Origin of the sequence: Rhizobium sp. Leaf341 (genome assembly GCF_001424325.1) — a bacterium.
Taxonomy (GTDB): Bacteria; Pseudomonadota; Alphaproteobacteria; order Rhizobiales; family Rhizobiaceae; genus Ferranicluibacter.
The window spans coordinates 252,270-276,929 of record NZ_LMPE01000015.1 but is presented as its reverse complement, the minus strand read 5'-3'; the positions used below and the strand labels follow the sequence as shown (position 1 = coordinate 276,929).

Sequence of the window (24,660 nt, the reverse complement as noted above, 5' to 3'; positions counted from 1 at the left end):
GTCCTCTTTCTCTAGGTCGCGCGGGCTTTCGAGGTCCCGCGGGCTTTCAGGTCGCGCGGGCGGCGAAGGCCGGTCTGCGGTCTTTCACGGAGCGCCGTCGGATTCGACGCCGATGGTGGCGAACGGCGCTGCAAACGATGGAAGCCGCGGCAGACATCTCGTCCCGCCGCGGCTTTCGTTTTTCACAGATCGTGCCTGCGATCAACGGCTTCCGTAAAGTTTGTCCAGATGGCCGCCTTCGGCGAACTCGTCCTTCTTGACCTTCTCCCAGCCGCCGAACACGTCCTCGACCTTGAGGAGGCGGATGTCGGGAAACTGGTCCTTGAAGGTTGCGGCGACGGTCGGATCATTCACCCGGTTGCCGTTTTCGGCAAGGATGGTCTGGCCCTCCGGCGTGTAGAGGAAGTCGAGATAGGATTTCGCCAGGTCCCGCGTGCCGTGCTTGTCCACGACCTTGTCGACCACGGCGACCGGGAATTCCGCGAGCAGGCTGACGGAGGGCACGACGATGTCGAACTTGTCCTCGCCGAATTCCTTTGCGATGCCCTTGGTCTCCGCTTCGAAGGTGATGAGGACGTCGCCGGTCTCCCGCTCGACGAAGGTCGTGGTGGCTGCGCGCCCGCCGGTGTCGAAGACGGGAACGTTGTCGAACAGCTTGGCGATGAAGGCATCGACCTTGGCCGGATCGTTCTTGAAGGTCTCCTTGGCGAAGGCGAGCGCTGCGAGATAGGTGTAGCGCGCATTGCCGGAGGTCTTCGGATTGGGGAACACGACCTTCACGTCGTCGCGGACGAGGTCGCTCCAGTCCTTGATGCCCTTGGGATTGCCTTCCCGCACGAGGAAGGCCGGGAAGGAGTAGTAGGGCGAGGCATTGTTCGGAAAGTCGCTCTTCCAGTCGTCGGTGACGAAGCCGCCCTTCACCAGAGCATCGACGTCGATCACCTGGTTGAACGTCACGACGTCGGCCTCCAGGCCCTCGAGGATGGCGCGCGCCTGCTTGGACGATCCGCCGTGCGACTGGTCGACCGTCACATCTGGATGGTGTGCGACGAAGGCCTCGTTGACCTTTTCGAACAGCTCGCGCGAGATATCGTAGGACGCGTTCAGCAGCTTGTCGTCGGCATGGGCGGAAGCGGTCAGTGCGGCGAGGGCGACACCGATCAGGAGGAATCGTTTCATTCAGGTCTCCGACAGGTTGATGGGTCGATCATAAGGGGGCGGAGCGCCATGACCCAGGTCAGGGATCACCGGTCGCCCGCCCCCTTGAGAATATTATTGCCGGGAAGGGGCCCCGGACGGAAAAGCTGTCGGCTCGGCGGCATTCCTCCTTTTGCTGCGAAAGTCGAAGATCTCCGCTTCGCCCCCTGCTGGACACGGCAGCCACGGCGTGTAATCTCCCTTCGGACAAGCGGTTTCCGTCAGGCAAACCGCTTCTTGGATCAGGTGCTTCACAGGGCGCCCGCAGGGAGGACAGCCGGCATTCTACCGGCTGACTGCGACAGGAGGAGAGACAGGACATGGATCGTCGTTCATTTATTCGTCGCGCAGGGATCGGTGGCGCCGGGGCAGCCGCTGCAACCGTGCTGTCGGCGCCGGCCATCGCGCAGACCATGCCCAAGGTCTCCTGGCGGCTGACGTCGTCCTTTCCGAAATCGCTCGACACGATCTATGGCGGCGCCGAGGTGATCTCGAAATATGTGTCCGACGCGACGGACGGCAACTTCAAGATCCAGGTCTTTGCCGCGGGCGAAATCGTGCCGGGCCTGCAGGCCGCCGATGCCGCATCCTCCGGCACGGTCGAGGCCTGCCACACTGTTTCCTACTACTACTGGGGCAAGGATCCGGTCTGGGCGCTGGGCGCGGCCGTTCCCTTCGCGCTCAATGCCCGTGGACACAATGCCTGGCAGTATCACGGCGGCGGCATCGACATGTTCAACGAGTTCCTGGCGCCGCAGGGTCTGGTCGCCTATCCCGGCGGCAATACCGGTGTGCAGATGGGCGGCTGGTTCCGCAAGGAAATCAAGACGGTGGCCGACCTTCAGGGCCTGAAGATGCGTGTCGGCGGCTTTGCCGGCAAGGTCATGCAGACGCTCGGCGTCGTGCCGCAGCAGATCGCCGGCGGCGATATCTATCCCTCGCTCGAAAAGGGCACGATCGACGCAGCCGAATGGGTCGGTCCCTATGACGACGAGAAGCTCGGCTTCTACAAGGTCGCGCCCTACTACTACTATCCCGGCTGGTGGGAAGGCGGCCCGACCGTCCACGCCATGTTCAACAAGACGGCCTTCGACGGCCTGCCCAAGGCCTACCAGTCGCTGCTGCGCACGGCCTGCCAGGCGGCGGACGCCAACATGCTGCAGAAGTACGACTACCTGAACCCGGCCGCGATCAAGCGGCTTGTCGCCTCCGGCGCCAAACTCAGCCCGTTCAGCGCGGAGATCCTGTCCGCCTGCTTCGACGCCTCTAACAAGGTCTATGCCGACATGGAGGCGACGAACCCGACGTTCAAGAAGATCTGGGGATCGATCAAGGCCTTCCGGTCGGAGTTCTATCTCAATGCGCAGATCGCGGAATACAACTACGACACGTTCATGATGATCCAGCAGCGCAACGGCAAGCTCTGATCCCATCCACCCTGTCGACGACCGCCGCCGGAGCCCGATGTCAGACACGGGCTCCGGCGGTTTTCGTTTGATGGTACCGCTGTGAAAACGGCCGGGGATGACCCGGCCGTCTCTTCGTCATGGTGATGCGGCCGCCGCTACTTAAAGGAGGGCGGTGCGCTCAGATCGTTCATGGGCGGCGGAGCGCTGGAGGGATCTGTGGGTTTCGCGCCGTCGAGCGGGTTGCCGGCGGGCAGCTGCAGGCCGCCGGGGAGGCTCAGGCCGCCGCCGGTATTGCCGAAGCCGGGAACCTCGATCTTGATCGTGTTCGGATCCACAACCGCGCCATTGCCCTTGTAGTGCATGACCATCTGCGGAAACATGATCGTCAGGGCGACCATCAGGATCTGAATGAAGACGAAGGGGACGGCCCCCCAATAGATCTGTCCGGTCGTCACCGGCGGGGTCAGCTTGCCGGTGATCCGGTCGAGATAGGGGATCTTCGGCGCGACCGAGCGCAGGTAGAACAGCGCAAAGCCGAAGGGCGGATGCATGAAGCTCGTCTGCATGTTGATGCCGAGCAGCACCCCGAACCAGATCAGGTCGATGCCGAGCTTGTCGGCGGCCGGGGCCAAGAGCGGCACGATGATGAAGGCCAGCTCGAAGAAATCGAGGAAGAAGGCGAGGAAGAAGACGAGCGCGTTGACCGCGATCAGGAAGCCGGTCTCGCCGCCCGGCATGGCGGTCAGGAGATGTTCGACCCAGATGTGGCCGTTGACGCCGTAGAAGGTGAGCGAGAAGACGCGGGCGCCGATGAGGATGAAGAGCACGAAGGCCGAGAGCCGGGTCGTGGCGGTCAGGGCCGAGCGGATGACCTCCATCGACAGGCGGCCCTTGGCGCCGGCCATGATGAGCGCGCCGACGGCGCCCATGGCCCCGCCTTCGGTCGGTGTGGCGATGCCGAGGAAGATGGTGCCGAGGACCAGGAAGATCAGCGCCAGCGGCGGGATGAGGACGATGATGACCTGCTGGGCAAGGCGCGACATCATGTTGAGCCCGGTCGCGCGGTCGATGATGGCGACGACGTAGATGAAGGCCACGCCGCAGGTTCCGCCGAGGATGTCGGCATCCGGCCCGTAGGTCGGCGAGAGCATGACATGCGCGGCATAGGCGAAGGCGAAGGCCACGACGAGCGCGACGATGAGCGAGGTGACGCCGGAGCCGAGTGTGCGGGCTTCGAGCGGCAGCGCCGGCATGGCGTCGCGCTTCAGGAACGACACCAGCAGGATATAGCCCATGTAGAGCCCGGTGAGGACGAGGCCCGGAATGAGGGCCCCGGCATACATGTCGCCGACGGAGCGGCCGAGCTGGTCGGCAAGGACGATGAGGACCAGCGAGGGCGGGATGATCTGCGCGAGCGTTCCAGACGCGGCGATGACGCCCGAGGCGACCCGGCGATCGTACCCGTAGCGCAGCATGATCGGCAGCGAGATCAGGCCCATGGCGATGACGGAGGCCGCGACGACGCCGGTGGTGGCGGCCAGGAGCGCGCCGACGAAGATGACGGCATAGGCAAGCCCGCCGCGCACCGGGCCGAACAGCTGGCCGATCGTGTCGAGCAGGTCCTCGGCCATGCCGGACTTCTCGAGCACGATGCCCATGAAGGTGAAGAAGGGAATGGCGAGCAGCGTGTCGTTCGACATCACCCCCCAGAACCGATCCGGCAGCGCGTTGAGCAGCGGCCAGGAGAGGTTGATGCTGTCAGAGAAGGGCGCGAGCTCGACGCCGATGACGAAGAACAGGAGGCCGTTCGCAGCCAGCGAGAAGGCAACGGGATAACCGATCAGCATGAAGATGATCAGCGACAGGAACATGATGGGGGCGAGGTTCTCGGCAATGAACTCGATCACGGGCGGACCTCCTGATCGGTGTTCGGCACGGCAGTTTCCAGCGGTGCATGCGTCGGCACGTAGGGCGCGGGATCGTCGATGACGCCGCGCATGATGGCGATCTTCTTGATGATTTCGGAGACGCCCTGGAAGGCGAGCAGGACGAAGCCCGCGAGCAGGATGGCCTTGGCTGGCCAGAGGATGAGACCGCCGGCGCTCGAGGAGACCTCGCCGGAGGTGTAGCTCATCCGGACATAGGGCACGAGATAGACGATCATTACGAGGACGAAGGGCATGAGGAACAGGAGGTGGCCGAGCAAGTCGATCCAGTGCTGCACCCGGCGGGAGAAATTGCCGTAGACGACGTCGATGCGGATGTGCTCGTTCTGTTTCAGCGTGTAGGCGGCGGCCAGCATGAAGGCGGCGCCGAACAGGTACCACTGCGCCTCGAGCCAGGCATTGGACGACATGTTGAAGGTCTTGCGGATCACCGCGTTGCCGGCGCTGACGAGCACGGCGACGAGAATGAGCCAGGTCACGGACTTGCCGATGAACTCCGTTGTCGCGTCTATCAGGCGGCTGAGGCCCAGCAGTGATCTCATGTCGAACTCCCCCTCCGGCCGCGCTCCCCAGCGGCTCTCCATGTCGCCACAGTGCCGATTTCGGCCGTGCTTTCAAGCGCCATGGACGGTTTTGCGCACCGTTTGGGCCTGCGCGGCGCGGCGATGCGACCAAAGTCGAAGACCCGCCCGGGCGCGTGCAGAGCGGCATCTCCGGCGCGACGGATGGCGCCTGCGCCCGCGCCGAATTGCCGCGGAAGATCATGATCGTCTTATAATGTTCTGATATGGTTACAGAAATGTAATGCGCATCTTCATTTGCCGTTCATCATCCCGACCCTAGTTTCCGGCTGTCTCGCAACACAAGGACACGCAGTCATGAAACGTTTCATCATCGCTCTTCTCGCCACATCCTTCCTCGCCGCGCCGGGCGCCTTCGCTGCGCCGCAGGACCGGCATGACGGCGCCCGGGGGCGGACGGTCGAACGGCACACGACCACGACGATCAAGAAGACCGTCGTGCGCAAGACCCGCTGGGCCCGCGGACATCGCCTGTCGCCGGCCGAGCGCCGCCGGACCGCCGAGATCCGCGACTATCGCCGCTACCGCCTGAGCGCACCGCCGCGCGGCCAGCGCTGGGTCAAGGTCGACAATGATTTCCTGCTGATCAGCGTCGCCACGGGCGTCATCGTCGGCCTTTCCTCCGCCCGCTGACATGCGTTTCGCTGCGGCCCCCGAACAGGGGGCCGCAGCCTGTTTCTCCGCGGTATCACGCCGCGTGCGTGCGCCCGTCAGCCCTGCTGCGACAGGCAGCTTGCCAGCGACTGGGCGATGCCGTTCATCAGCTGGAAATAGAGATCGGGGCCCGCGGTCAGTGTGCCGGCTTCCGGGTCCAGCGTTCCGGATTTGGCGTTGGTGCCTTCCAGCACGACATTGACGAGCTTCGGCTCGAACTGCGGCTCGGCAAAGACGCAGGTGGCGCCGAGCGTTTCGATCTTGGCGTGGATTTCCTTCAGGCGCTGGGCCCCGGGCGCCGTTTCCGGGCTGACCGTGATCGAGCCGGCGATGGCGACGCCGTAGCGCTTTTCGAAATACTGATAGGCATCGTGGAAGACGACGAAGGGGCGATCCTTGACCGGGGCCACCGTCGCGGCGATCGCACGATCCAGCGCGTCGATACGCGCGTCGAGTGTCGCGCGGTTGGCGCGGTAGGCCGCGGCATGGTCGGGATCGGTCTTCGACAGAACCGTCTCGATCTCGGCGGCCATCGCCTTGGCATTGCGCGGGTCGAGCCAGGAATGCATGTCGAACTCGCCATCGTCATGGGCATGGGCATCAGCATCCGTCGCTGCGTGGCCACCGGCAGCCTCGGCCGGCGCGGCTTCGGCCTCGTCGCCATCGTCGTCCGCCTCGAACGGGCCGCCTTCACGCTGCGGCAGCTTTTCGACGCCCGGCGCGTCTTCCAGCGCCACGATGGTTGCCTTCGATCCCAGCGTTTCCAGAGGTTTCGTCAGGAAATGCTCCATGCCTTCGCCCATCCAGAAGACGATCTTCGCGTTCTGGAGCGCGGCGGCATTGGAGGGCTTCATGTTGTAGGTATGGGGGGAGGCGGCGCCTTCCACGATCAGCGCGGGTTCGCCGACACCCTGCATGATGGCGGCGACGAGCGAGTGGATCGGCTTGATCGACACCACGACGTCGGGTGTCTGTGCATGGGCCGTCCCGGCCGCCAGAAAGGCGGTGGCGGCGAGGATCAGCGAGGCGCGAGGGGACATGGGAGGCTCCTGTAGGGTTCTGCCGGGCCGACGACCGGAAAAGGCTATGCCGGCATTGCATTCTCAATGTAATGTTATTACATCAATTGCGTTATGCTATAACGTGTGGCATAGCCGCTGGCAACAGGGTTCTCCGGGAAATTTCCGATGTCCGAAATCGACGCTCCACTGCAGACCGCCCCTTTGCCGGGCCCGGTGGCCCCACGCGCAACGCCTGCGCGCTCGCCTGGTGCCGCGCTGGTGACGCTGCGGGAGGTCGGCATCCGCCGCAGCGGGCGCTGGCTGGTGCGGGGCGTCGATTTTTCCGTGTCGCGCGGCGAGATCGTCACCCTGATCGGCCCGAACGGCTCGGGCAAATCCACCACCGCCAAGACGGCGATCGGCGTGCTGAAGCCGGATGAGGGCCGTGTCGAGAAGGCGGGCGGCCTCAAGGTCGGCTACGTCCCGCAGAAACTTGCGATCGACTGGACGCTGCCGCTGACCGTTGAGCGTCTGATGACGCTGACGGGGCCGCTGAAAAGCGCCGAGATCGCAGAGGCCCTCTCGTCCACCGGCATCCTGCATTTGGCGCGGGCGGAGGTGCAGCATCTCTCCGGCGGCGAATTCCAGCGGGCGCTGCTCGCGCGGGCGATCGCGCGTCGCCCGGATCTCCTGGTGCTGGACGAACCGGTCCAGGGCGTCGACTTTTCCGGCGAGATCGCGCTCTACGGCCTGATCAAGACGATTCGCGACAGAACCGGCTGCGGCATCCTGCTGATCTCGCACGACCTGCACGTCGTCATGGCGGAGACGGATACGGTGATCTGCCTCAACGGCCATGTCTGCTGCCGCGGCACGCCGCAGGCGGTGAGCCAGAGCCCCGAATATCAGCGCCTCTTCGGCGTGAAGGCCGCGCAGACGCTGGCCGTCTACAATCACGATCATGACCACACCCATCTTCCCGACGGTCGCGTCCTGCATGCGGACGGAAGCCTGACGGACCATTGCCACCCGGAGGACGGCCACCATGCGGGCGACCACCCCCCGGGGGGCCACCCCCCGGGAAGCGACCGGGCACAGGATACGGCCGCCGCGGCCCACGTGCATGACGAAAACTGCGGATGCGGCCACAGCCAGGTCCGCCTGAAGCGACTCGAACCGGGGAAGCGCGACCGTGCTTGACGATTTCTTCATTCGCGCCCTCATCGCCGGCGTCGGTCTTGCCATCACGGTCGGGCCGCTCGGCTGTTTCGTCGTCTGGCGGCGCATGGCCTATTTCGGGGACACCATGGCGCATTCCGCGCTGCTCGGCGTGGCCCTGTCGCTGCTGCTCGACCTCAACCTCATGGTCAGCGTGTTCCTCGTGGCGGCGATGGTGTCGCTGCTCCTGCTCGCGCTGCAGAAGCGCGGCGGGCTGTCGACCGATGCCCTGCTCGGCATTCTCTCGCATTCCTCGCTGTCGATCGGTCTCGTCATCGTCGCCTTCATGACCTGGGTGCGGATTGATCTCGTCGGCTTCCTGTTCGGGGACATCCTCGCCGTGTCCGAGGCGGATATCGACCTCGTCTGGGGCGGCGGCATTCTCGTGCTGATGGCGCTGGTCATGCTCTGGCGGCCGCTGCTCGCCTCGACCGTCAATCCGGAGATCGCCGAGGCCGAGGGGCTCAATCCCGAGCGCTCGCGTCTGTTCTTCATGCTCCTGATGGCGCTGGTCATCGCGATCGCCATGAAGATCGTCGGCATCCTGCTCATCACCTCGCTGCTCATTATTCCCGCCGCCACGGCGCGCCGCTTTGCGGCCTCGCCCGAGATCATGGCCGTGTTCGCCTCGCTGATCGGCGCGGTGTCGGTCGTCGGCGGGCTGTTCGGCTCGCTGCATTTCGACACGCCGTCCGGCCCGTCGATCGTGGTCGCGGCCCTCGTCATCTTCGTCCTCAGCCTGCTGCCGATCGGCAAGCGCGGCCGGGAGGGCACGCCCTTTTCACCGCCGGGAGGACATCACTGATGGAGCCACGCAAGCTGACGCGCAACCAGGCGCTCGTGCTGGAGACGCTGACCCACGCCGAAGCGCCGCTCAGCGCCTATACGATTCTCGACAAGCTGCGCGACCACGGGTTCCGGGCCCCGCTCCAGGTCTACCGGGCCCTGGAGAAGCTGACGGAATTCGGCATCGTGCATCGGCTGGAGAGCCTCAACGCCTTCGTCGCCTGCACCCACCCGCACGATCACGGGCCGGAGAAGGGCGTGATCGCCTTTGCGATCTGCGAGGATTGCGGGCAGGTGAGCGAGATCAGCGACCCGGAGATCGAGGACCGTCTGGCACATCTGGCGCTCAAGCGGCACTTTACCACGGAGAAGACGACGATCGAGATGCGCGGGCAGTGCGGCAACTGCACCGCGGCGTAACCTCGCCCGGCATGACCCGATCTGGCCTGATCTGGCCTGATCGACCTGACCTGGTCTGACCAGCGCTCAGGCCTCGTCGATGCGCGTCAGCGTCGCCGAAAAGGCTCTGGCGTTGCGCACATAGCTTTCGGCCGAGGCGCGCAGGCCGGCAATGGCCGCGTCGTCCAGCGTGCGCAGCACCCGCGCCGGAGCGCCGACGATCAGCGAATTGTCCGGGAAGACCTTGCCCTCGGTGACGAGCGCATTGGCCCCGACGAGGCAATTGCTGCCGATGACCGCGCCATTGAGGATGGTTGCGCCCATGCCGACCAGGCTGTTGTCGCCGATGGTGCAGCCATGGACGATGGCGCGATGGCCGATGGTGCAGCCTTCGCCGATGGTGACCGGGAAGCCGGCATCGACATGGACGACGGCGCCCTCCTGGATGTTGCTGCGCGCGCCGACCGTGATCGGTTCGTTGTCGCCCCGCAGCACGGCGCCGAACCAGATGCCGACATCCACGCCGAGCATGACATGTCCCACGACATGGGCGTCCGGCGCGATCCAGTAGCGATCGGGGTCCGGGCAGGTGGGGCGCAGGGTGCCGAGAGCGTAGAGAGGCATGGGGGCTCCAGGAGCAGGGGTAAGGGCGTGCGGGGTCGATGTCATGCTGCGTCGATGTCGTGCCGGGTGAGGGCGGGCGAAGCGGTGCTGCCGCGCGCCCGCCCATTCTGCATCAGACGACAGTGACGGTGAGATCGCCGATCCCGTCGATGCCGCAGGTGACGACATCGCCGCGCTCGACAGCGCCGACGCCGGCCGGCGTGCCGGTGAGGATGACGTCGCCGGCGGCCAGCTCGAACAGCTTGGAAAGCTCCGCGATGATCTCCGGGATCTTCCACGTCATCTGCGCGAGATCGCCATCCTGCCGGATGGCACCGTTGACGCTGAGGTGAATGCGGCCGCGGGCTGGATCCACGCCCTGTTCCGCCGGCACGAGCGGCGAGACCGGGCCGGAGTGCTCGAACGCCTTGGCGGCCGCCCATGGCTGGCCCTTGCTTTTGGCGTCCGCCTGCAGATCGCGGCGGGTGAAATCGATGCCGACCGCATAGCCCCAGACGCAGTCCATTGCGGCGGCCGGATCGATATCCGTGCCGCCGGACTTCAGCGCCACGACCAGCTCGACCTCGTGATGCACGTCGTTCGAGCGTGCGGGATAGGGAAAGCCCGCCGCCGGGAGACGAAGGTTTTCCGGATTTTTCTGGAAGAAGAAGGGCGGCTCGCGCGTGGGGTCATGCCCCATCTCGATCGCGTGGAGGGCATAGTTGCGGCCGACGCAATAGACGCGACGAACGGGGAAACCGGCCTCGCTTCCCGAAACGGGCAGGATGACGGGCGGGGCGGCGGTGATGACGGTGTTCATGGCATTCCGGATGCTGGTGACGACAGCGAGAGGATAGCACCGGGGAACAGGCGCGGGGAAGACGACGGACCCATTTTGCCGCCGGGGACATTTGCCGCTGCCATCCGTCTGCCGCCACGATCCGTTTGCAGGGAAGGCCATCCTGCGGGGACAACATGTTGCCCGGCGAAGGCTGGTGTCGGGAGAGGATGGTGTCGGCGCGTGTTCCCGACGGGCGGACGACGCTCGGGACCGCGGGCCGCCGGACGCTCGGTACCCGGTCTCGACCCTCGCGGCTCGGGACGGTGCGGATGGCCAAGCCGCGCGGAACCTACAGGACGTGCCGGATGTCTATGCCGACAGCGGCCTCAGCGGCAGGCATAGGCCTGGAGCTGGGCGCGGGTGATGAAAGGGCCGCCGCTGCGGGTCTTGCGGTCCGGATCGGTGTATTCGAGGCTCGGCACATCCGGGAGGGCCAGGGCCTGGCGCACCGTCATGATGCCGACATCGCGCCGATCGGCGCCACGCTTTACGCTCACTTCTACGATGCGGTACAGATTTTCCTCGACCATGTCTCTCTCCCTTGCCTCTTTCGTGCAATGCGTGTTCGTGCGGCCTGTCATCCCGTGGGTCGTCAAGTAGGTCGTTCTGCGCGACGGCCGTTGTTCACGCGCCGATTCCGCGCGACTCAGGCATTTCGGTCTGCGAAGCAGGTTTTTATGAGGCACCTCACCATGAGCTTGCCAGAAAGTCCGTGCTACAACCAGCGAAAAATGCGGGACGCAGAAAATAAGGCAGGCTTGTAAAGAAATTTTCGACCCGTTTTACTGCACTGCAAAAACATAATGCCAAAATGTGACGTATTTTCTGGCGCTGCGGAACAAATTTCCTTCTGGTTATCTTTCTTCCCTGTCTCTCACCTACCCGGAGCAGGAAGATGTCCGATATCAAGACAGGATTTACCGGCGAACTCGAAGACAAGACCACGATGAAGGCGCAGGTCAAGCGCGCGACTTCTGCCGTGCAACGCGAAGCCGGGGCCGTGGCGGCGACGGCGCAGGACCACCGGGCGGCGACCGGCACCGCGCTGCTGCTGGTTGGCGCGGTCGCGTTTCTGGCCGGCTACGTTCTGGGCGCCGGAGACCAGAGAGACAGCTGGCACGACCGCTCCTGGTTCTGACGCGGGTTCGGTTTTAATACAGCCTGAAAATCTCTCTACCCATCTTGTTTTTGCTGCAATGCAGCATTATATTGATGGTTACCGAAGCGCTCCTCCTCCTCCCAGGTGCTTCGGTCGATCCGGGTCATCTCCTCCCGACCCAGGATCCTTTCAGAAAGCCTGCCGCACCTCCTCCCGCGGCAGGCTTTTTTGATGCGCCTTGCCGCCGCCGATGCGATCCCGTCCGGCGCGCCTTTTCGGAAGGCCGGGCCTTGGCGAGGATCGGCTGGGGGTTTATGACGACGCCCACAACCCGTGCCCGGACGGACCGGCATGCTGGGAATGAGCGGAGGCAGGCAGGCATCCCCGACAGGCCGCGCCGCGCCGGTTTTTAGCCCGCGAGCCTTCGCCGGCCGATTCCTCTTGAGCGACGAGACGACAGGATGACGGACATCGCAGACACCCACTTCAAGACCCACACTGGCACGCGTCCCTACACCCGCCCTGTCTTCGCCGTGGCCCCCATGATCGACTGGACGGATCGGCATTATCGGTATCTTGCGCGGCAGCTTTCGGCGCATGCGCTGCTGTATACCGAGATGATCGTCGCCGATGCGGTTCTGCGGGGGGATCGGGCGCGGTTGCTGGCCTGTCCGGTGGCCGATACGCCCGTGGCGCTGCAGCTGGGCGGCAATGATCCGGACAAGCTGGCGCAGGCGGCGCGGATCGGGGCGGATTTCGGCTATTGCGAGATCAACATGAATGTCGGCTGTCCCTCCGACCGCGTGCAGTCCGGCACGTTCGGGGCCTGCCTGATGCGGGAGCCCGCGGTGGTGGCCGACTGTGTGGCGGCGATGAAGGCGCAGGTCGCGCTGCCGGTGACGGTGAAATGCCGGATCGGCGTCGACGACCAGGAGCCGGAGATCGCGCTGCGCGCGCTCTTGGAGCAGGTGCGGGCAGCCGGCGTGGACGGCGTGTGGGTGCATGCGCGCAAGGCCTGGCTGCAGGGTCTCTCGCCGAAAGAAAACCGCGAGATCCCGCCGCTCGACTACGGGCTGGTGCACCGGATCAAGGCGGAGAACCCCGATCTCTTCATCGGCCTCAATGGCGGACTGCACACGCTGGGCGATGCCCTGCGGCAGCTTCATCCGGTCGATACGCCCCATCTTCTCGCCGCTCCTCTGCCTGCCGCTCCTCTTCCTGCCGCCCCTCTGCCTGCCGACGTGTCCCGGCCGCTCGACGGCGTGATGCTCGGCCGGGCCGCCTATCATGATAGCGCGCTGCTGACCTGCGTGGACGGCGCCTTTCCGCATCCCTTGACCGGCGCGGCGCCGATCGCCGTCGATCCGGCGGACATCACCGAGGCGGGGCACCGCATGTCGCAGGACCTCTGGTGCGGCGTGCGCGATGCGATGATGGCCTATGCCGCCGGACATATCGCCGCCGGCGGGCGGCTCGTGCATGTGACGCGGCACATGGTCGGCCTGTTCCAGGGATGGCCGGGCGCGCGGCGGTTCCGGCAGATCCTGTCGTCGGATGCGACGCGGGCCGGGGCGGGGCCAGAGGTGATCCTTGCCGCCTTTGCCGCCGTGCTCGACGGGGCGGGAGCCCGCGCGGACGCCGGGGCGGGCGACGCTGCCGCGTGATCGCGCCGGTTCGAACGGGTCCGGTCTTGTCTTGCGGCATGTCGTTTCCCGAAAACCGCTGCACGTTTTCAGGCGACCTGCATGAGGATGTCTTGAAAGGCGCCGGGCGACATCCGGGGTTTCGCCGGTCTCTGCGGCGGGAGGGGCCAGTCTGGCGCCGGTCCTGCAGGCGGGGAGGCGGCCGGGGCGGCTTTTTTCGGCGTTCGTTGCAAGGGCCGGCGCTCTGGCGGACGATGAGAGCCACCAACAGAAACGGCGCCGCAAGGGCGCCGTTTCCGGAATGTCGTCAGCGGCAGATCAGGCAGCGCTGATGTTGACGGCCTTCGGGCCCTTGCCCATGCGATCCGGCTCGGTGTCGAAGGTGACCTGCTGGCCGTCCTTCAGGGTCTGCAGGCCGGCAGCCTGAAGAGCGGAGATGTGGACGAAAACGTCCTTCGCGCCGCCTTCCGGCGTGATGAAACCAAAACCCTTGTCCTGGTTGAAGAATTTTACGGTGCCTTTGGTGGCCATGGGGATGTCCTCTGGTCTTCCCTTGTTGTGGTAACCGCACCCCCGGTGCCGGGGAGGCGGGCGGTCGTGCGTGCCGGAACAGGGCACGCGGTCTGGATGTCACGTACGGGAGCAAAGAACGTCTACGCCCATGGGAGCCGCAAGGCCGTGGCCGGCCATCCGCCCCATGCTGCCGTTCGGCTGTGTCCACAGCAGATACCCCACCGGAACGCCGCCGAGCGGCACAACCACATCAGTCCAGTCTCCGGGATGAACAGCCCGAACGGTATATTTCTGCCAGCAAATACGCGCCTTGGCAAGCGGGTCTCCGCTGGGATCCGCGGGGACCGAACGGAGAAAAAGGCCGGGCCTCCACATTTTCGTCGGATGCGTGACCGAGTGTCCCGAAGCGGTGCACCGCGGCGCATGCGTGCGGGCTGCGGGTTTGCATGTGTGCAAGGGCGTCTCGTGCGCGCCAAGGGTTGATGCCGGAGGCCGGGGCGGGTACTGCAAGGGTGCCGACATCGACCGGCTGACACGAAGCAGCCGAGACCGGAACGACCGGCGGCAAGGCCGGCTGCGGCGAAAGGAACGGGGGCAAGGTGATCGATCCCTATGCGATGCTGGGCGTGGAGCGCGACGCCGACGAGGCCGCGATCAAGGCCGCCTATCGCCAGGTGGCCAAGACGGCGCATCCCGACCAGGGCGGCGACGGCGCGGTCTTCGGCCAGCTGCAGGCCGCCTACGACCTGTTGCGCGACCCGGTGCGGCGAAAGATCTTCGACAATACCGGCTATGATCCGCAGCTCGCCGACCCGCGCGACCTCAAGGGCCTGCTGGTGATCGAGACGCTGGTCAACGAGGTGATCCTCGACGAGCGCGAACCCGGCAGCTTCGACCCGGTGGCCGCCATGCGCCGCCGGCTGTCCGACGACATCGTGAAAAGCCGGTTCCATATTCTCGAGCTCGAACGCCACCGCACCCGTGTCCGCCAGCACATGGACCGCCTCGGCCGCCGCCCGGACGCCGATGTGCTCGGCTCCATGCTGCGCGCGCGCTCCCAATCCATCGCCGATGCGATCAAGACCGCCGAAGGCCAGATCGAGGTGATCGAGCAGGCCTATCTGATGCTGGAAGGCTATCGCTACGAGCTGGAATCGCTGCGCGGCGAGGAACGCGACGAAGCGGCGGAATAGTGAGGGGTGAGCTGCGATCACGCTGTCGCAAAGCGTCATCAGCAAGCCGACCGAGGGGCCATTTGCCTTCCCACTACCGACTGCCTAACCCCTCCTCACTCCTCACTCCTCACTCCTCACTCCTCACTCCTCACTCCTTACTCCTCACCACTCACGGCTCACCACTCACCATATCTCTTCTCCAAAAATCCTGGAATTCCGCTTTGAGCGGGTGGCCGCGGGGGAGGCAGGATCGGGCGACGGCGAGGGCGGCGCGGATGTCGGTGTCCATCGGATCGCTGCCGAGGAGACGGCCCATCTCCTTCAGCGCGCCCGGCGCCAGAAGGGCTTCGACCTCAACCGACAAGGCGAGAATCACGAGAAAGCCCTCAACGAGATCGCGCGGCATGCCGGCGAGGCAGCGGGGCAGGACCATCTCGGCCTGATGGACGCCGCGGGCCGGATCGTGCGGCGTCGCGCCGGGAAGGCTGCAGCACCGGTGCCGGCGGCAGCGGGCGCGGTCGCAGAGCAGGGCCTGGGTGAACAGCATGTCGGCGGTCGCGCAAACGCGGCTGCGCGGCTCGAACGGGCGGGATGGCGCGGGACGCGCGGGGACAGGAGGTGCAGAGGCGGGCGGCGCGGGAGGCCCGGTCTCGTCGCTGCCGGGGGTGTTATGGCGTCCGGTGTCGCAGCGTCCGGTGTCGAGGGTGCCCGTTTCATGGCCGGCGGTCTCACCGCCGGCGCGGCTGGAGCCGAGATCGGCGGGGTCCCGTCCGGTGATATCCGGTGCGGCGGGACCAGGCTCCGCGTCACTGCGGCCAGCGGGATGGGGCCCGGCAGGCTTGGAGTCGTCACGTTTTGAGGCGGCTGGCTTTGCGTCGGCAAGGTCGGGCACCTCCTCCGGGTTTCCCGCGTAGCAGGCAAAGGGCCAGCTGACGTCGAGGGACATCCCGTTTGTCGGCGCGTGATCGGCATACGGCGTGGCGGCGGGGTTGGCCGGCATGTCGTGAGGCGCGGAAGGCGGGGAAAATGGCCGGGCGTTTCGCCGGGCGGTTCGCCGGGCTGCGGGCCGTCGGGGGCGTCGGGACATGCGGTCTCCTTCACGCAGGCGGTTCGGCCTCGCGGTATGGCGCATCGATCGTGTTCGGCCCTTGAGGGCCGAGGTTCGGACGGGGCGCTGGAAGCTGCCGCGTTGACATGAATGTAGAATGACACCTTCCGGCGCCCCGTTCGGCGGTTTCTGCCCGCACGTGCCTCTCTGCCGTCGTCCCGGCGCGCCCCGAAGGCGCGTGAAACGACGCTCCGTGCCGCAAAGGCAAACCCGAACCGTTCTGGTGCATCGCTTGCGCGGTGCACCGGCGCCTCGGGGGGAGGTCGTGATGCGAACCGTGATGCGGGGGGCGCACGTCGTTCCACCCGCCCCACAGCCGGCTCCGCCTCGCCGGCACGCCTGCCGGTGTATCCGAGAGCGGAACGCGGCCAGTATGCGGGGCGCTCATGCCGGCGGGGAAAGCGGCGTGCCAAAAAATGTGCGGCTGCGCGCGGCGAACGCGGGGCCGCCGGGGATCGACAGGCGAGGGTAAGGCCCGCCCGGATCGGCAAAGCGGCAGGCGCTAACCGGCCTGCCGCTTTGTTTTCAAAGAGGTTTCAGTGTCGTAGGGCGGGCCGAAACCTCAGCTGTAGCCACCCTTGGCGCGCTGCTCCGCAGCCTCGCGCTGGGCGCGGTCGAGATCGTCTTCGCCTTTGGTGTTCCCCGTCAGCGAAATCTCCGGTTTGCCGCCGGGATTTGCCGGGCGGCTCCCGGACGGTCCCGCGCCGGTGGCGTCCCCGCCCTCGATCTTGGCATGCGGGATCTGGGCGCTGTCGAAATAGGTGCGGAACGAGGAGATCCGGCCGTCTGCCTCCTCCAGCACGCTGACGCCGCCATAATCGAAGGTCTCGCCGGACATCGTGCCGCGGCTGCGCCATTCGAGAAAGGCAACGCCGTCCGTCTCGGTCACGGCGCGGAATTCCGACGAAATCTCGTCGAAGGCATCGCGGTAATGCGACCAGAACGTCTTCGCCGCATCCGGCCCGCCATCATCATAGGACACCAGGGGATTGGACACGCTGGCATCATCGGCAAACAGTTTTGCAATGGTCTCGACATCCCGATCGGATTCGAGGCGATGAAGGGCGGAGATGAAGGTGTCTGCAAGGGCTGTCATGGGGCGCTCCTGAGGTTTGGGCTCAGAAGTGAACTGGATGGTGGGTGGGTTGTTCCGGGATGTTTTAAACTCCATTTGCGAGATTTTTTCTCTCAAACACTTCATTGCTTAAGCGACTGTGATATGGGTGCTAAAAAGAGGGCTTACAAATGTTACTGAGATTTGCAGTTTCTAACTTCCTGAGTTTCAAGGACAGAACTGAGCTATCTATGGTAGCGTCGGCGGACGATAGACATGCAACTCACGTGATGGAAACGGAAGGGCGGAGACCATTACGAGTTCTTCGGGGTGCTGCTGTTTATGGAGCTAACGGCCATGGAAAGACTAATCTGGTTCACGCTGTTAAGTTTGCTAAAGAACTAGTGGTGCAGGGTAACGCGGACGGGCGCATTAAGACCCGTCCTTACAAAACATCATCTGCAAAGCAGCGCGTTCCGAGTGAGTTTATATTTAACTATCGTCACGAAGGTACTGATTACGAGTATGGATTTCGTGTACTTCCGAGCCATGTAACTGAAGAATGGTTGTTTTCATCGCCTCGCGGGCGCGAAGTGAAGTTGTTTGAGCGTATTACGAAAAAGCTGAGGAATGGAGAGTTTGAAACCGCGATTGATCTTGGGCCTTCTTTAAAAAAGCGCTCGCGAAGTGATAGAGCGACAGGTGAGGATTTCCTCCAGTTCGTAGCAATTGGTATGGCACCAAGTCAGCTCTTCTTGACTGAGACGGTGCAGCGAAACGTTAAGTCTTTGCGAAAGCCCTTCGAATGGTTTCATTCATGTCTCCAAGTAATAACCGCCGACTCGGACTACGCTCATCTCAATGTCAGAGCTCATCAGGATGCTGAATTCGTCACCAAACTATCTGACAAGATCCGACAGGCAGGTATTGGGATTGATCGAATAGAGACAGAAACTCGAAAGTTTGATGTAACGGATTTCAGTGAAATGCCTGCGGATGCTCTAGAGATGATTAAAGAGCAGACAGATGAGGGGCACATCGTAGAGGTGGCTGGTCCTGATGCGATCCGTCGGTTACTGACTAAAGGTGAGGATGGAGAGCTGGAGGTCGTCGACCTCGTTGTAAAGTATACACGTTCGAACGGTGATGTTCTCTCGTTCAACCAGTCGGAGGAATCAGCCGGAACTCGTCGGCTAATAAATCTACTGCCTATGCTAATTGAGCTATCCAATGTTGAAAAAACGTACATTATTGATGAGTTGGACCGGAAATTGCATCCGATTCTTTCATTCAACCTCATTCGTTCTTTTTTCGAAAATTCACTGTCCGGTCAGTTAATATTCACAACCCATAATACACACCTTCTTGATCTGGATTTGTTCCGAAGAGACGAGATTTGGTTCATCGAGAAGGACAGTAATGGTGTTTCCAGCGCGTATGCTTTGTCGGATATGAGGATCAGGCCGGATGTCGAAATTCGAAAGGGCTATTTGAATGGTCGGTTTGGTGCCATTCCGTTTGTCGGTGACATCTTCGGTTTAGGGTGGATTGAAAGTACTGCTCAGTGATTACTTCGAGAAAAAAGCGCCCGTTAGATCGATCATCAGCGACGTTGCGGGACGCGACGTTGATTGTGGTAGCTTCTGAAGGAAGCATAACAGAGAAGGTCTATTTCGATCACTTTGGGGATACGCGCGTTCAAGTAAAGACCTTGCCATCCTTCGGAGGACGCAGCTCACCGGAGCATGTCCTTTCGAACTTGAAAAAGTTCTCCAGCGAATATGATCTAGGTGAAGGTGATGAACTTTGGTTGGTAATAGATGTCGACAGATGGACGCTTGCAAGTCTTAGGACGGTATGTGCAGCATGCGTACAAGACAAAATTAATATTGCTGTCAGCAATCCATGTTTTGAATTGTGGCTTTGCCTGCATCTTGAGGGTGAGTTACCAGACTTCAAAGATACCGAGCAACTGACGCGCCTACTCCGCGCTGAGCTCGGGAGTTTTAACAAAAACAAGTATGATGCAGAAAAACTGGTTAGAAACGTAAGAACGGCTATCAAACGTGCCAAATCACTGGATAGAAAACAGGCCGCGCGCTGGCCAGACAGACCCGGGAGCCACGTCTATAAGCTGGTGACATCAATCGTTAAAAAGTATCGATAACTCTTCTGAGCTTACTCCATTCACCGCCCCGGCCGCCCCGTCTTCCCCTTCGTCCGGCCCTTCTGCCGCTTTACATCCCCGGCATCCTCATAGCTGCCGACGCCCGCTTTTGCGCGCACCAGCGGGCGCGGGTCGTCGGTGGCGCGTTCCGGCTGGCCTTCGGTCAGCGGTGAGAAGCGTTTCGTGGCCTTGGCCGCGTCGGGCTTGACCGGGAGGGGGCCGTTGACCGGTTTTTCGGTCCGGCCGACGGTCATTTCGTCGAGGTCGTTGCGGCGGAAGAGCGGGCGTTCGGTGTCGGTGCCGGGGCCCATGTCGTCGAGGCTGTTCTGGCGGAAGAGGGAGGGTGCGGGTTGAGGTTGCCCCTCATCCGCCCTGCGGGCACCTTCTCCCCGCGCGCGGGGAGAAGGACCGGCGAGCGTGGCGCCTTCTGCGTCCTCGTCGGCGGTCGTCTCTGCATTTCGCGCGGCTTTCGATTTGCCCGTGGCGATCTCCTGGCTTTTCGCGGCGTCCCGGGCCTTGGCGGCCTTCTGGTCGGCCTTGCTGACGAAGCCTTCCTGAGATTTGGCCTCCTGCCGCGCCATCGGGTCGTCCATGGTGGCGAGTTCGGTGGCCTTGAGGCGCTTGATCTCGTCGCGCAGGCGAGCAGCGGTCTCGAAGTCGAGATCGGTCGCGGCGTTGCGCATCTGCTTTTCCAGCGCTTCGAGATGGGCGGCGAGGTTGTTGCCGACCATATGGCCGCCGGAGGCGAAGCCCTTGCCTGTGGCGCCGCCGATGTCGGCGCGGACATGGTCGCGCTCGTAGACACTGTCGAGAATGTCGGAGATCTTGGCCTTGACCGATTCCGGGGTGATGCCGTGGGCCTCGTTGTAGGCCATCTGCTTTTCGCGGCGGCGGGCGGTCTCGTCCATGGCGCGTTGCATCGAGCCGGTGACCTTGTCGGCGTAGAGCACGACCTTGCCGTCGACATTTCGCGCCGCGCGGCCGATGGTCTGCACCAGCGAGGTTTCCGAGCGCAGGAAGCCTTCCTTGTCGGCATCGAGGATGGCGACGAAGCCGCATTCGGGAATGTCGAGGCCTTCGCGCAAGAGGTTGATGCCGACGAGCACGTCGAAGGCGCCGAGACGGAGATCGCGGATGATCTCGATGCGCTCCAGCGTGTCGATGTCGGAATGCATGTAGCGGACGCGGATGTTCTGCTCGTGCAGATATTCGGTCAGGTCTTCCGCCATGCGCTTGGTCAGCACGGTGCAGAGCGTGCGATAGCCCTTGGCGGCGGTCTCGCGAATCTCGCCCAGCACGTCGTCCACCTGGCTTTTTGCCGGGCGCACCTCCACCGGCGGGTCGATCAGGCCGGTGGGGCGGATGACCTGCTCGGCAAAGACGCCGCCGGACTGGTCCATCTCCCAGGCGCCGGGCGTCGCCGACACAGCGATGGTGTTGGGGCGCATGGCGTCCCATTCCTCGAAGCGCAGCGGCCGGTTGTCCATGCAGGAGGGCAGGCGGAAGCCGTATTCGGCCAGCGTCGCCTTTCGCCGGAAGTCGCCCCGGTACATGCCGCCGATCTGGCTGACGGAGACGTGGCTCTCGTCGATGAACAGCAGGGCATTGTCGGGAATGTATTCGAACAGGGTCGGCGGCGGCTCGCCGGGGCGGCGGCCGGTCAGGTAGCGGGAATAGTTCTCGATGCCGGCGCAGGAGCCGGTGGCCTCCAGCATCTCGATGTCGTAGCGGGTGCGCTGTTCCAGCCGCTGGGCTTCCAGGAGGCGTCCGGCCTTCTCAAGCTCGGCGAGGCGCAGCTTCAGCTCCTCCTTGATCGACTTGATGGCGGCGTTCAGCGTCGGGCGCGGCGTCACATAGTGGCTGTTGGCGTAGATCTTGACCGATCGCAGGTCGCCGGTCTTGGTGCCGGTCAGGGGATCGAATTCGGTGATCGCGTCGATCTCGTCGCCGAACATGGAGATGCGCCAGGCGGCATCCTCCAGGTGGGCGGGGAAGAGCTCGATCGTGTCGCCGCGCACCCGGAAACTGCCGCGCTGGAAATCCATGTCGCGGCGCTTGTACTGCTGGGCGACGAGGTCGGCCAGCAGCTGGCGCTGGTCGAGGCGGTCGCCGACCGACATCTGGAACGCCATGGCCGTGTAGGTTTCCACCGAGCCGATACCGTAGATGCAGGAGACCGAGGCGACGATGATGACGTCGTCACGCTCCAGCAGAGAGCGCGTGGCGGAGTGGCGCATGCGGTCGATCTGTTCGTTGATCGAGCTCTCCTTCTCGATGAACGTATCCGAGCGCGGCACATAGGCTTCCGGCTGGTAATAGTCGTAGTAGGAGACGAAATACTCCACCGCATTGTTGGGGAAGAAGTTCTTGAACTCGGAATAGAGCTGCGCCGCCAGCGTCTTGTTGGGCGCGAGAATGACGGCGGGGCGCTGGGTGGCCTCGATCACCTTGGCCATGGTGAAGGTCTTGCCCGAGCCGGTGACGCCGAGCAGGACCTGGCTGCGCTCGCCGCTGTTGAGGCCTTCCACGAGATCCTTGATGGCCGTCGGCTGGTCGCCGGCCGGCTGGTACTCGCTGACCATCTCGATATGGATGCCGCCTTCGGACTTGGTCGGGCGGGCGGGACGGTGCGGCGTCCACATCTTGCCGTCCTTGAACAGCGGGTTGCCGCTTTCGATCAGCTGCGCCAGCGCATCCACGGTGGCGGTGACCGCGCCGGGCGCGAGCGTGGCGGATTCTTCCAGCGAGATATCCATGCCGGACACGGCGGGCAGGCCGGCCGCGGCGCGCGATTTCGGATCGCTGGCGCCGCCCATGGAGGTGCCGCGCGCGGATCTCGATGCCTTGGGGGAGAGGGCGGGCTCGACGGGTTTCGCCTTCGCCTTCGCGGCGGCGATCTCCACCTGCTTGCGGTGCTTGCCGGCCTTCGACGCGACATCGCGGCGCGTCTCGTGGGAGGACGCCTCGGCCTCCGCCTCGAGCTGCCGGACCCAGTCTGACACGGAACCGCCCAGGGGGCCGCCCAGGGAGCCGGACAGCCCGCCGGACAGCGGCGCGCCGTCGAACGGCGCCTGGGGCGCCTCCTCGAATCCGGTGGGTTCACGGGAGGACGCTGCGGTTTTCTTCGGAGATCTGGCCATGCCGGAAATATGGAGAGAGTCTGGCGGAAAGAAAAGGGGAGAAGAACGCATCGTGTACGGATCGCTCCCGCCGCGACCCGGCAACGTCCCGGGCGAAACCGTCTATTTGAGAGGATGCTAATATATTGGAAAGAAATGTATGGGCACTGTTGCGGGGTTGGCAACGCCAACGAAACAGGGGCGCAACAAGAGCGCAACAGGGGGCATGTCATGAAACAGTATAAAATCTCCGTGCGATTGTACGGACTGGTGGGAATGGCGCTGATCGTCATGGCGGGGGCCATGACCTATTCGCTGTTCCAGTCGCATGCGCGGCTGGTCGACGAGCGCAAGGCGCTGCTGGCCGCGGTGGACGAAAGCGCGCTCGGCATCTTCAGCCATTATCATACGCTGGAGCAGGCGGGCACGCTGACGAAGGCGGCCGCGCAGGCCGCGGCGCTCGATGCGGTCCGCGCCATGCGGTTCCAGGGCAGCGGCTATCTCGTCGTCAGCGACATGACGAGCCGCATGATCATGCATCCGATCAAGCCCGAACTGGACGGCAAGGACCAGAGCGGCCTCAAGGACGCAAACGGCGTCGCCATCCTGCAGCTGTTCGCCGACCAGGTGAAGGCGCAGGGGCAGGGCTTCGTGGCCTATTCCTGGCCGAAGCCGGGCAGCACCGTGCCCTTGCGGAAATTCACCCACACCGCCGGCTTTGCACCCTGGGGCTGGGTCGTCAGCACCGGCAGCTACGAGGACGATCTCAACACGCTGTTCTGGCGGGGCCTCATCGCGCTTTCCGTCATCACCGGCGTTGCCGGTCTTGTCATTCTCGGCGTGGCCTTTGCCGTCGTGCGCAGCGTCGTCCGGCCGATCGACCGGCTGAAGGGGGCGATGACGGCAATCGCCCGGGAAGACGTGTCGTCGCCCGTGCCGGAGGCGGATCGCGGCGACGAGATCGGGCAGATGGCGGGCGCGCTCACCGTGCTGCGCGACAGCGTGGTCGACCGGATCGCGCTGCGGGAGCGCGTGGCGATCCGGCAGAGCGAAATCGACAGCGAGCGGCGAACGAACGAGATCCGCGCCGCCCGCCAGGCCCACGAGCAGGCGGAGGCGATCGGCATCGTCGGCGAGGCGCTCGAAGCGCTGGCGGGGGGTGACCTGACCGTGACGATCGGCGCGATCGCGCCGGACTATGCCAAGCTGCGCGACGACTTCAACCTGTCCATCGCGGCGCTGTCCGACGCGATCCGGTCGATCGCCCGCTCCACCGACGTCGTCCACGGCAGCGCCGGCGACATTTCCGCGGCCTCGAGCAACCTGTCGCGGCGCACGGAGCAGCAGGCGGCGGCGCTGGAGGAAACGGCGGCGGCGCTCGACCAGATCACCGCCACGGTGCGCCAGGCGTCCGAGCGGGCCGGCGAGGCGCGAACCATGGTGGCTGAAACCAAGTCCAGCGCGGAGCGATCGGGCGGGATCGTGCGCAGCGCGATCGCGGCCATGAGCCGGATCGAGAGCTCCTCGGCGCGCATCGGCCAGATCATCGGCGTGATCGACGAGATCGCGTTCCAGACCAACCTGCTGGCGCTGAATGCCGGCGTCGAGGCGGCGCGGGCCGGCGAGGCGGGACGTGGCTTTGCGGTCGTGGCGCAGGAGGTGCGCGAGCTCGCCCAGCGCTCGGCCCAGGCGGCCAAGGAGATCAAGGACCTGATCCGCACCTCGACCAGCGAGGTGGAAACCGGCGTCACGCTGGTCCGCTCGACGGGCGACGCGCTGATGGAGATCGAAACGCTCGTCAACGGCGTCAACGACCATGTCGTCTCGATCGCCACCTCCGCCCGCGAACAGGCCACCGGCCTGCAGGAGGTCAACGTCGCCGTCAACAGCATGGACCAGATGACGCAGCAGAACGCGGCCATGGTCGAGGAGACCACGGCCTCGAGCCAGACGCTGGCGCAGGAAAGCCGCACGCTGAAGGACCTGCTGCAGACCTTCCACCTCAGCGGCGGAAGCGCCGGCGGCGAGGGGCAGGCGCGGCGGGCGGCCTGAGCCGCTCGACCCGGCGACCCGAGAGACCCGCCGGCAGGAGCCCGGCCTTTGAGGGGCGCTGCGCCAGGCAGCGCCCTTTACTTATGCCTGCGGAC

General features: G+C 64.5%; 22 protein-coding genes. 11 read left to right on the top strand and 11 right to left on the bottom strand.

Translation table 11 applies throughout. The features are described 5' to 3' along the window. Nucleotides 1-201 precede the first annotated feature (201 nt). Nucleotides 202-1,179: a sulfate ABC transporter substrate-binding protein gene (locus tag ASG03_RS16135; protein WP_062473898.1), complete on the bottom strand. Its 978-nt coding sequence runs from the start codon at nt 1,177-1,179 to the stop codon at nt 202-204. A gap of 338 nt (nt 1,180-1,517) precedes the next feature. On the opposite strand from ASG03_RS16135, the gene ASG03_RS16130 reads away from it, so the two are divergent. Beyond that, nucleotides 1,518-2,624: a TRAP transporter substrate-binding protein gene (locus tag ASG03_RS16130; RefSeq protein WP_062694510.1), complete on the top strand. Its 1,107-nt coding sequence runs from the start codon at nt 1,518-1,520 to the stop codon at nt 2,622-2,624. 137 nt (nt 2,625-2,761) lie between these two features. On the opposite strand, the gene ASG03_RS16125 is transcribed toward ASG03_RS16130, so the two are convergent. Further along, a complete protein-coding gene (locus ASG03_RS16125) occupies nt 2,762-4,513 on the bottom strand; it encodes a TRAP transporter large permease (protein WP_062694508.1) in 1,752 nt (583 codons plus the stop codon). Further along, the gene (locus ASG03_RS16120; protein ID WP_062474564.1) at nt 4,510-5,094 is read right to left on the bottom strand and encodes a TRAP transporter small permease subunit; all 585 of its coding nucleotides are present in this window, start codon (nt 5,092-5,094) and stop codon (nt 4,510-4,512) included. Before ASG03_RS16120 ends, ASG03_RS16125 begins: the two co-directional genes overlap by 4 nt. 336 nt (nt 5,095-5,430) lie before the next feature. Between ASG03_RS16120 and ASG03_RS16115 the strand changes: the two genes are divergently transcribed. Beyond that, a complete protein-coding gene (locus ASG03_RS16115) occupies nt 5,431-5,766 on the top strand; it encodes an RcnB family protein (RefSeq protein WP_062694506.1) in 336 nt (111 codons plus the stop codon). Between the two features lie 77 nt (nt 5,767-5,843). Here ASG03_RS16115 and ASG03_RS16110 read toward each other — a convergent pair whose 3' ends face one another. Further along, nucleotides 5,844-6,827 (bottom strand): zinc ABC transporter substrate-binding protein, encoded by a 984-nt coding sequence (locus ASG03_RS16110; protein WP_062694504.1) that lies wholly within the window; start codon nt 6,825-6,827, stop codon nt 5,844-5,846. A 147-nt stretch (nt 6,828-6,974) separates the two neighbouring features. Here ASG03_RS16110 and ASG03_RS16105 point away from each other — a divergent pair, with 147 nt between their 5' ends. Genes ASG03_RS16105 through ASG03_RS16095 form a run of 3 tightly spaced genes read left to right on the top strand, consistent with a single transcriptional unit; the run spans nt 6,975 to nt 9,212 of the window. Next, complete coding sequence (locus ASG03_RS16105; protein ID WP_082475809.1) at nt 6,975-7,988, top strand: ATP-binding cassette domain-containing protein; 1,014 nt, start codon at nt 6,975-6,977, stop codon at nt 7,986-7,988. Next, nucleotides 7,981-8,811 carry an iron chelate uptake ABC transporter family permease subunit gene (locus tag ASG03_RS16100; RefSeq protein WP_062694502.1) on the top strand — a complete coding sequence of 277 codons (831 nt, stop codon included), beginning with the start codon at nt 7,981-7,983 and terminating at the stop codon, nt 8,809-8,811. Before ASG03_RS16105 ends, ASG03_RS16100 begins: the two co-directional genes overlap by 8 nt. Further along, nucleotides 8,811-9,212 carry a Fur family transcriptional regulator gene (locus tag ASG03_RS16095; protein WP_062694500.1) on the top strand — a complete coding sequence of 134 codons (402 nt, stop codon included), beginning with the start codon at nt 8,811-8,813 and terminating at the stop codon, nt 9,210-9,212. Before ASG03_RS16100 ends, ASG03_RS16095 begins: the two co-directional genes overlap by 1 nt. A gap of 66 nt (nt 9,213-9,278) precedes the next feature. Here the strand turns inward: ASG03_RS16095 and ASG03_RS16090 are convergent, their stop codons facing one another. The 3 genes from ASG03_RS16090 to ASG03_RS16080 form a co-directional block, all read right to left on the bottom strand. Then, nucleotides 9,279-9,815: a gamma carbonic anhydrase family protein gene (locus ASG03_RS16090; protein WP_062694498.1), complete on the bottom strand. Its 537-nt coding sequence runs from the start codon at nt 9,813-9,815 to the stop codon at nt 9,279-9,281. A gap of 112 nt (nt 9,816-9,927) precedes the next feature. Beyond that, nucleotides 9,928-10,614, bottom strand: coding sequence for a fumarylacetoacetate hydrolase family protein (locus tag ASG03_RS16085; RefSeq protein ID WP_062694496.1), 687 nt, complete (start codon nt 10,612-10,614; stop codon nt 9,928-9,930). Nucleotides 10,615-10,961: 347 nt separating this feature from the next. Then, entirely contained in the window at nt 10,962-11,165 is a 204-nt protein-coding gene (locus ASG03_RS16080) for a hypothetical protein (protein WP_062473881.1), read from the bottom strand. Nucleotides 11,166-11,530: 365 nt separating this feature from the next. On the opposite strand from ASG03_RS16080, the gene ASG03_RS16075 reads away from it, so the two are divergent. Next, nucleotides 11,531-11,773: a hypothetical protein gene (locus ASG03_RS16075; protein WP_062473879.1), complete on the top strand. Its 243-nt coding sequence runs from the start codon at nt 11,531-11,533 to the stop codon at nt 11,771-11,773. A 422-nt stretch (nt 11,774-12,195) separates the two neighbouring features. After that, nucleotides 12,196-13,398 carry a tRNA dihydrouridine(20/20a) synthase DusA gene (dusA, locus tag ASG03_RS16070; protein WP_062694494.1) on the top strand — a complete coding sequence of 401 codons (1,203 nt, stop codon included), beginning with the start codon at nt 12,196-12,198 and terminating at the stop codon, nt 13,396-13,398. A gap of 297 nt (nt 13,399-13,695) precedes the next feature. Here the strand turns inward: dusA and ASG03_RS16065 are convergent, their stop codons facing one another. Continuing rightward, nucleotides 13,696-13,908, bottom strand: a complete 213-nt coding sequence (locus ASG03_RS16065; RefSeq protein ID WP_062473876.1) for a cold-shock protein — start codon at nt 13,906-13,908, stop codon at nt 13,696-13,698. Nucleotides 13,909-14,507: 599 nt separating this feature from the next. On the opposite strand from ASG03_RS16065, the gene ASG03_RS16060 reads away from it, so the two are divergent. Then, nucleotides 14,508-15,083, top strand: coding sequence for a J domain-containing protein (locus ASG03_RS16060; protein ID WP_156381875.1), 576 nt, complete (start codon nt 14,508-14,510; stop codon nt 15,081-15,083). A 151-nt stretch (nt 15,084-15,234) separates the two neighbouring features. Here the strand turns inward: ASG03_RS16060 and ASG03_RS16055 are convergent, their stop codons facing one another. Together ASG03_RS16055 and ASG03_RS21175 are read right to left on the bottom strand one after the other, a co-directional pair. Continuing rightward, nucleotides 15,235-16,011: a hypothetical protein gene (locus ASG03_RS16055; RefSeq protein WP_062694490.1), complete on the bottom strand. Its 777-nt coding sequence runs from the start codon at nt 16,009-16,011 to the stop codon at nt 15,235-15,237. A gap of 724 nt (nt 16,012-16,735) precedes the next feature. Further along, a complete protein-coding gene (locus ASG03_RS21175) occupies nt 16,736-17,269 on the bottom strand; it encodes a nuclear transport factor 2 family protein (RefSeq protein WP_082475808.1) in 534 nt (177 codons plus the stop codon). A gap of 248 nt (nt 17,270-17,517) precedes the next feature. On the opposite strand from ASG03_RS21175, the gene ASG03_RS16045 reads away from it, so the two are divergent. After that, nucleotides 17,518-18,795, top strand: a complete 1,278-nt coding sequence (locus ASG03_RS16045) for an AAA family ATPase (protein WP_244475316.1) — start codon at nt 17,518-17,520, stop codon at nt 18,793-18,795. Nucleotides 18,796-18,860: 65 nt separating this feature from the next. Next, nucleotides 18,861-19,394 (top strand): RloB family protein, encoded by a 534-nt coding sequence (locus tag ASG03_RS21170; protein ID WP_244475315.1) that lies wholly within the window; start codon nt 18,861-18,863, stop codon nt 19,392-19,394. A gap of 20 nt (nt 19,395-19,414) precedes the next feature. Here the strand turns inward: ASG03_RS21170 and uvrB are convergent, their stop codons facing one another. Continuing rightward, the gene (gene uvrB, locus ASG03_RS16040; protein ID WP_062694486.1) at nt 19,415-22,534 is read right to left on the bottom strand and encodes an excinuclease ABC subunit UvrB; all 3,120 of its coding nucleotides are present in this window, start codon (nt 22,532-22,534) and stop codon (nt 19,415-19,417) included. A 210-nt stretch (nt 22,535-22,744) separates the two neighbouring features. Here uvrB and ASG03_RS16035 point away from each other — a divergent pair, with 210 nt between their 5' ends. Beyond that, on the top strand, nt 22,745-24,565 hold the full coding sequence (locus tag ASG03_RS16035; RefSeq protein ID WP_062694484.1) for a methyl-accepting chemotaxis protein: 1,821 nt from the start codon (nt 22,745-22,747) through the stop codon (nt 24,563-24,565). Nucleotides 24,566-24,660 lie beyond the last annotated feature (95 nt).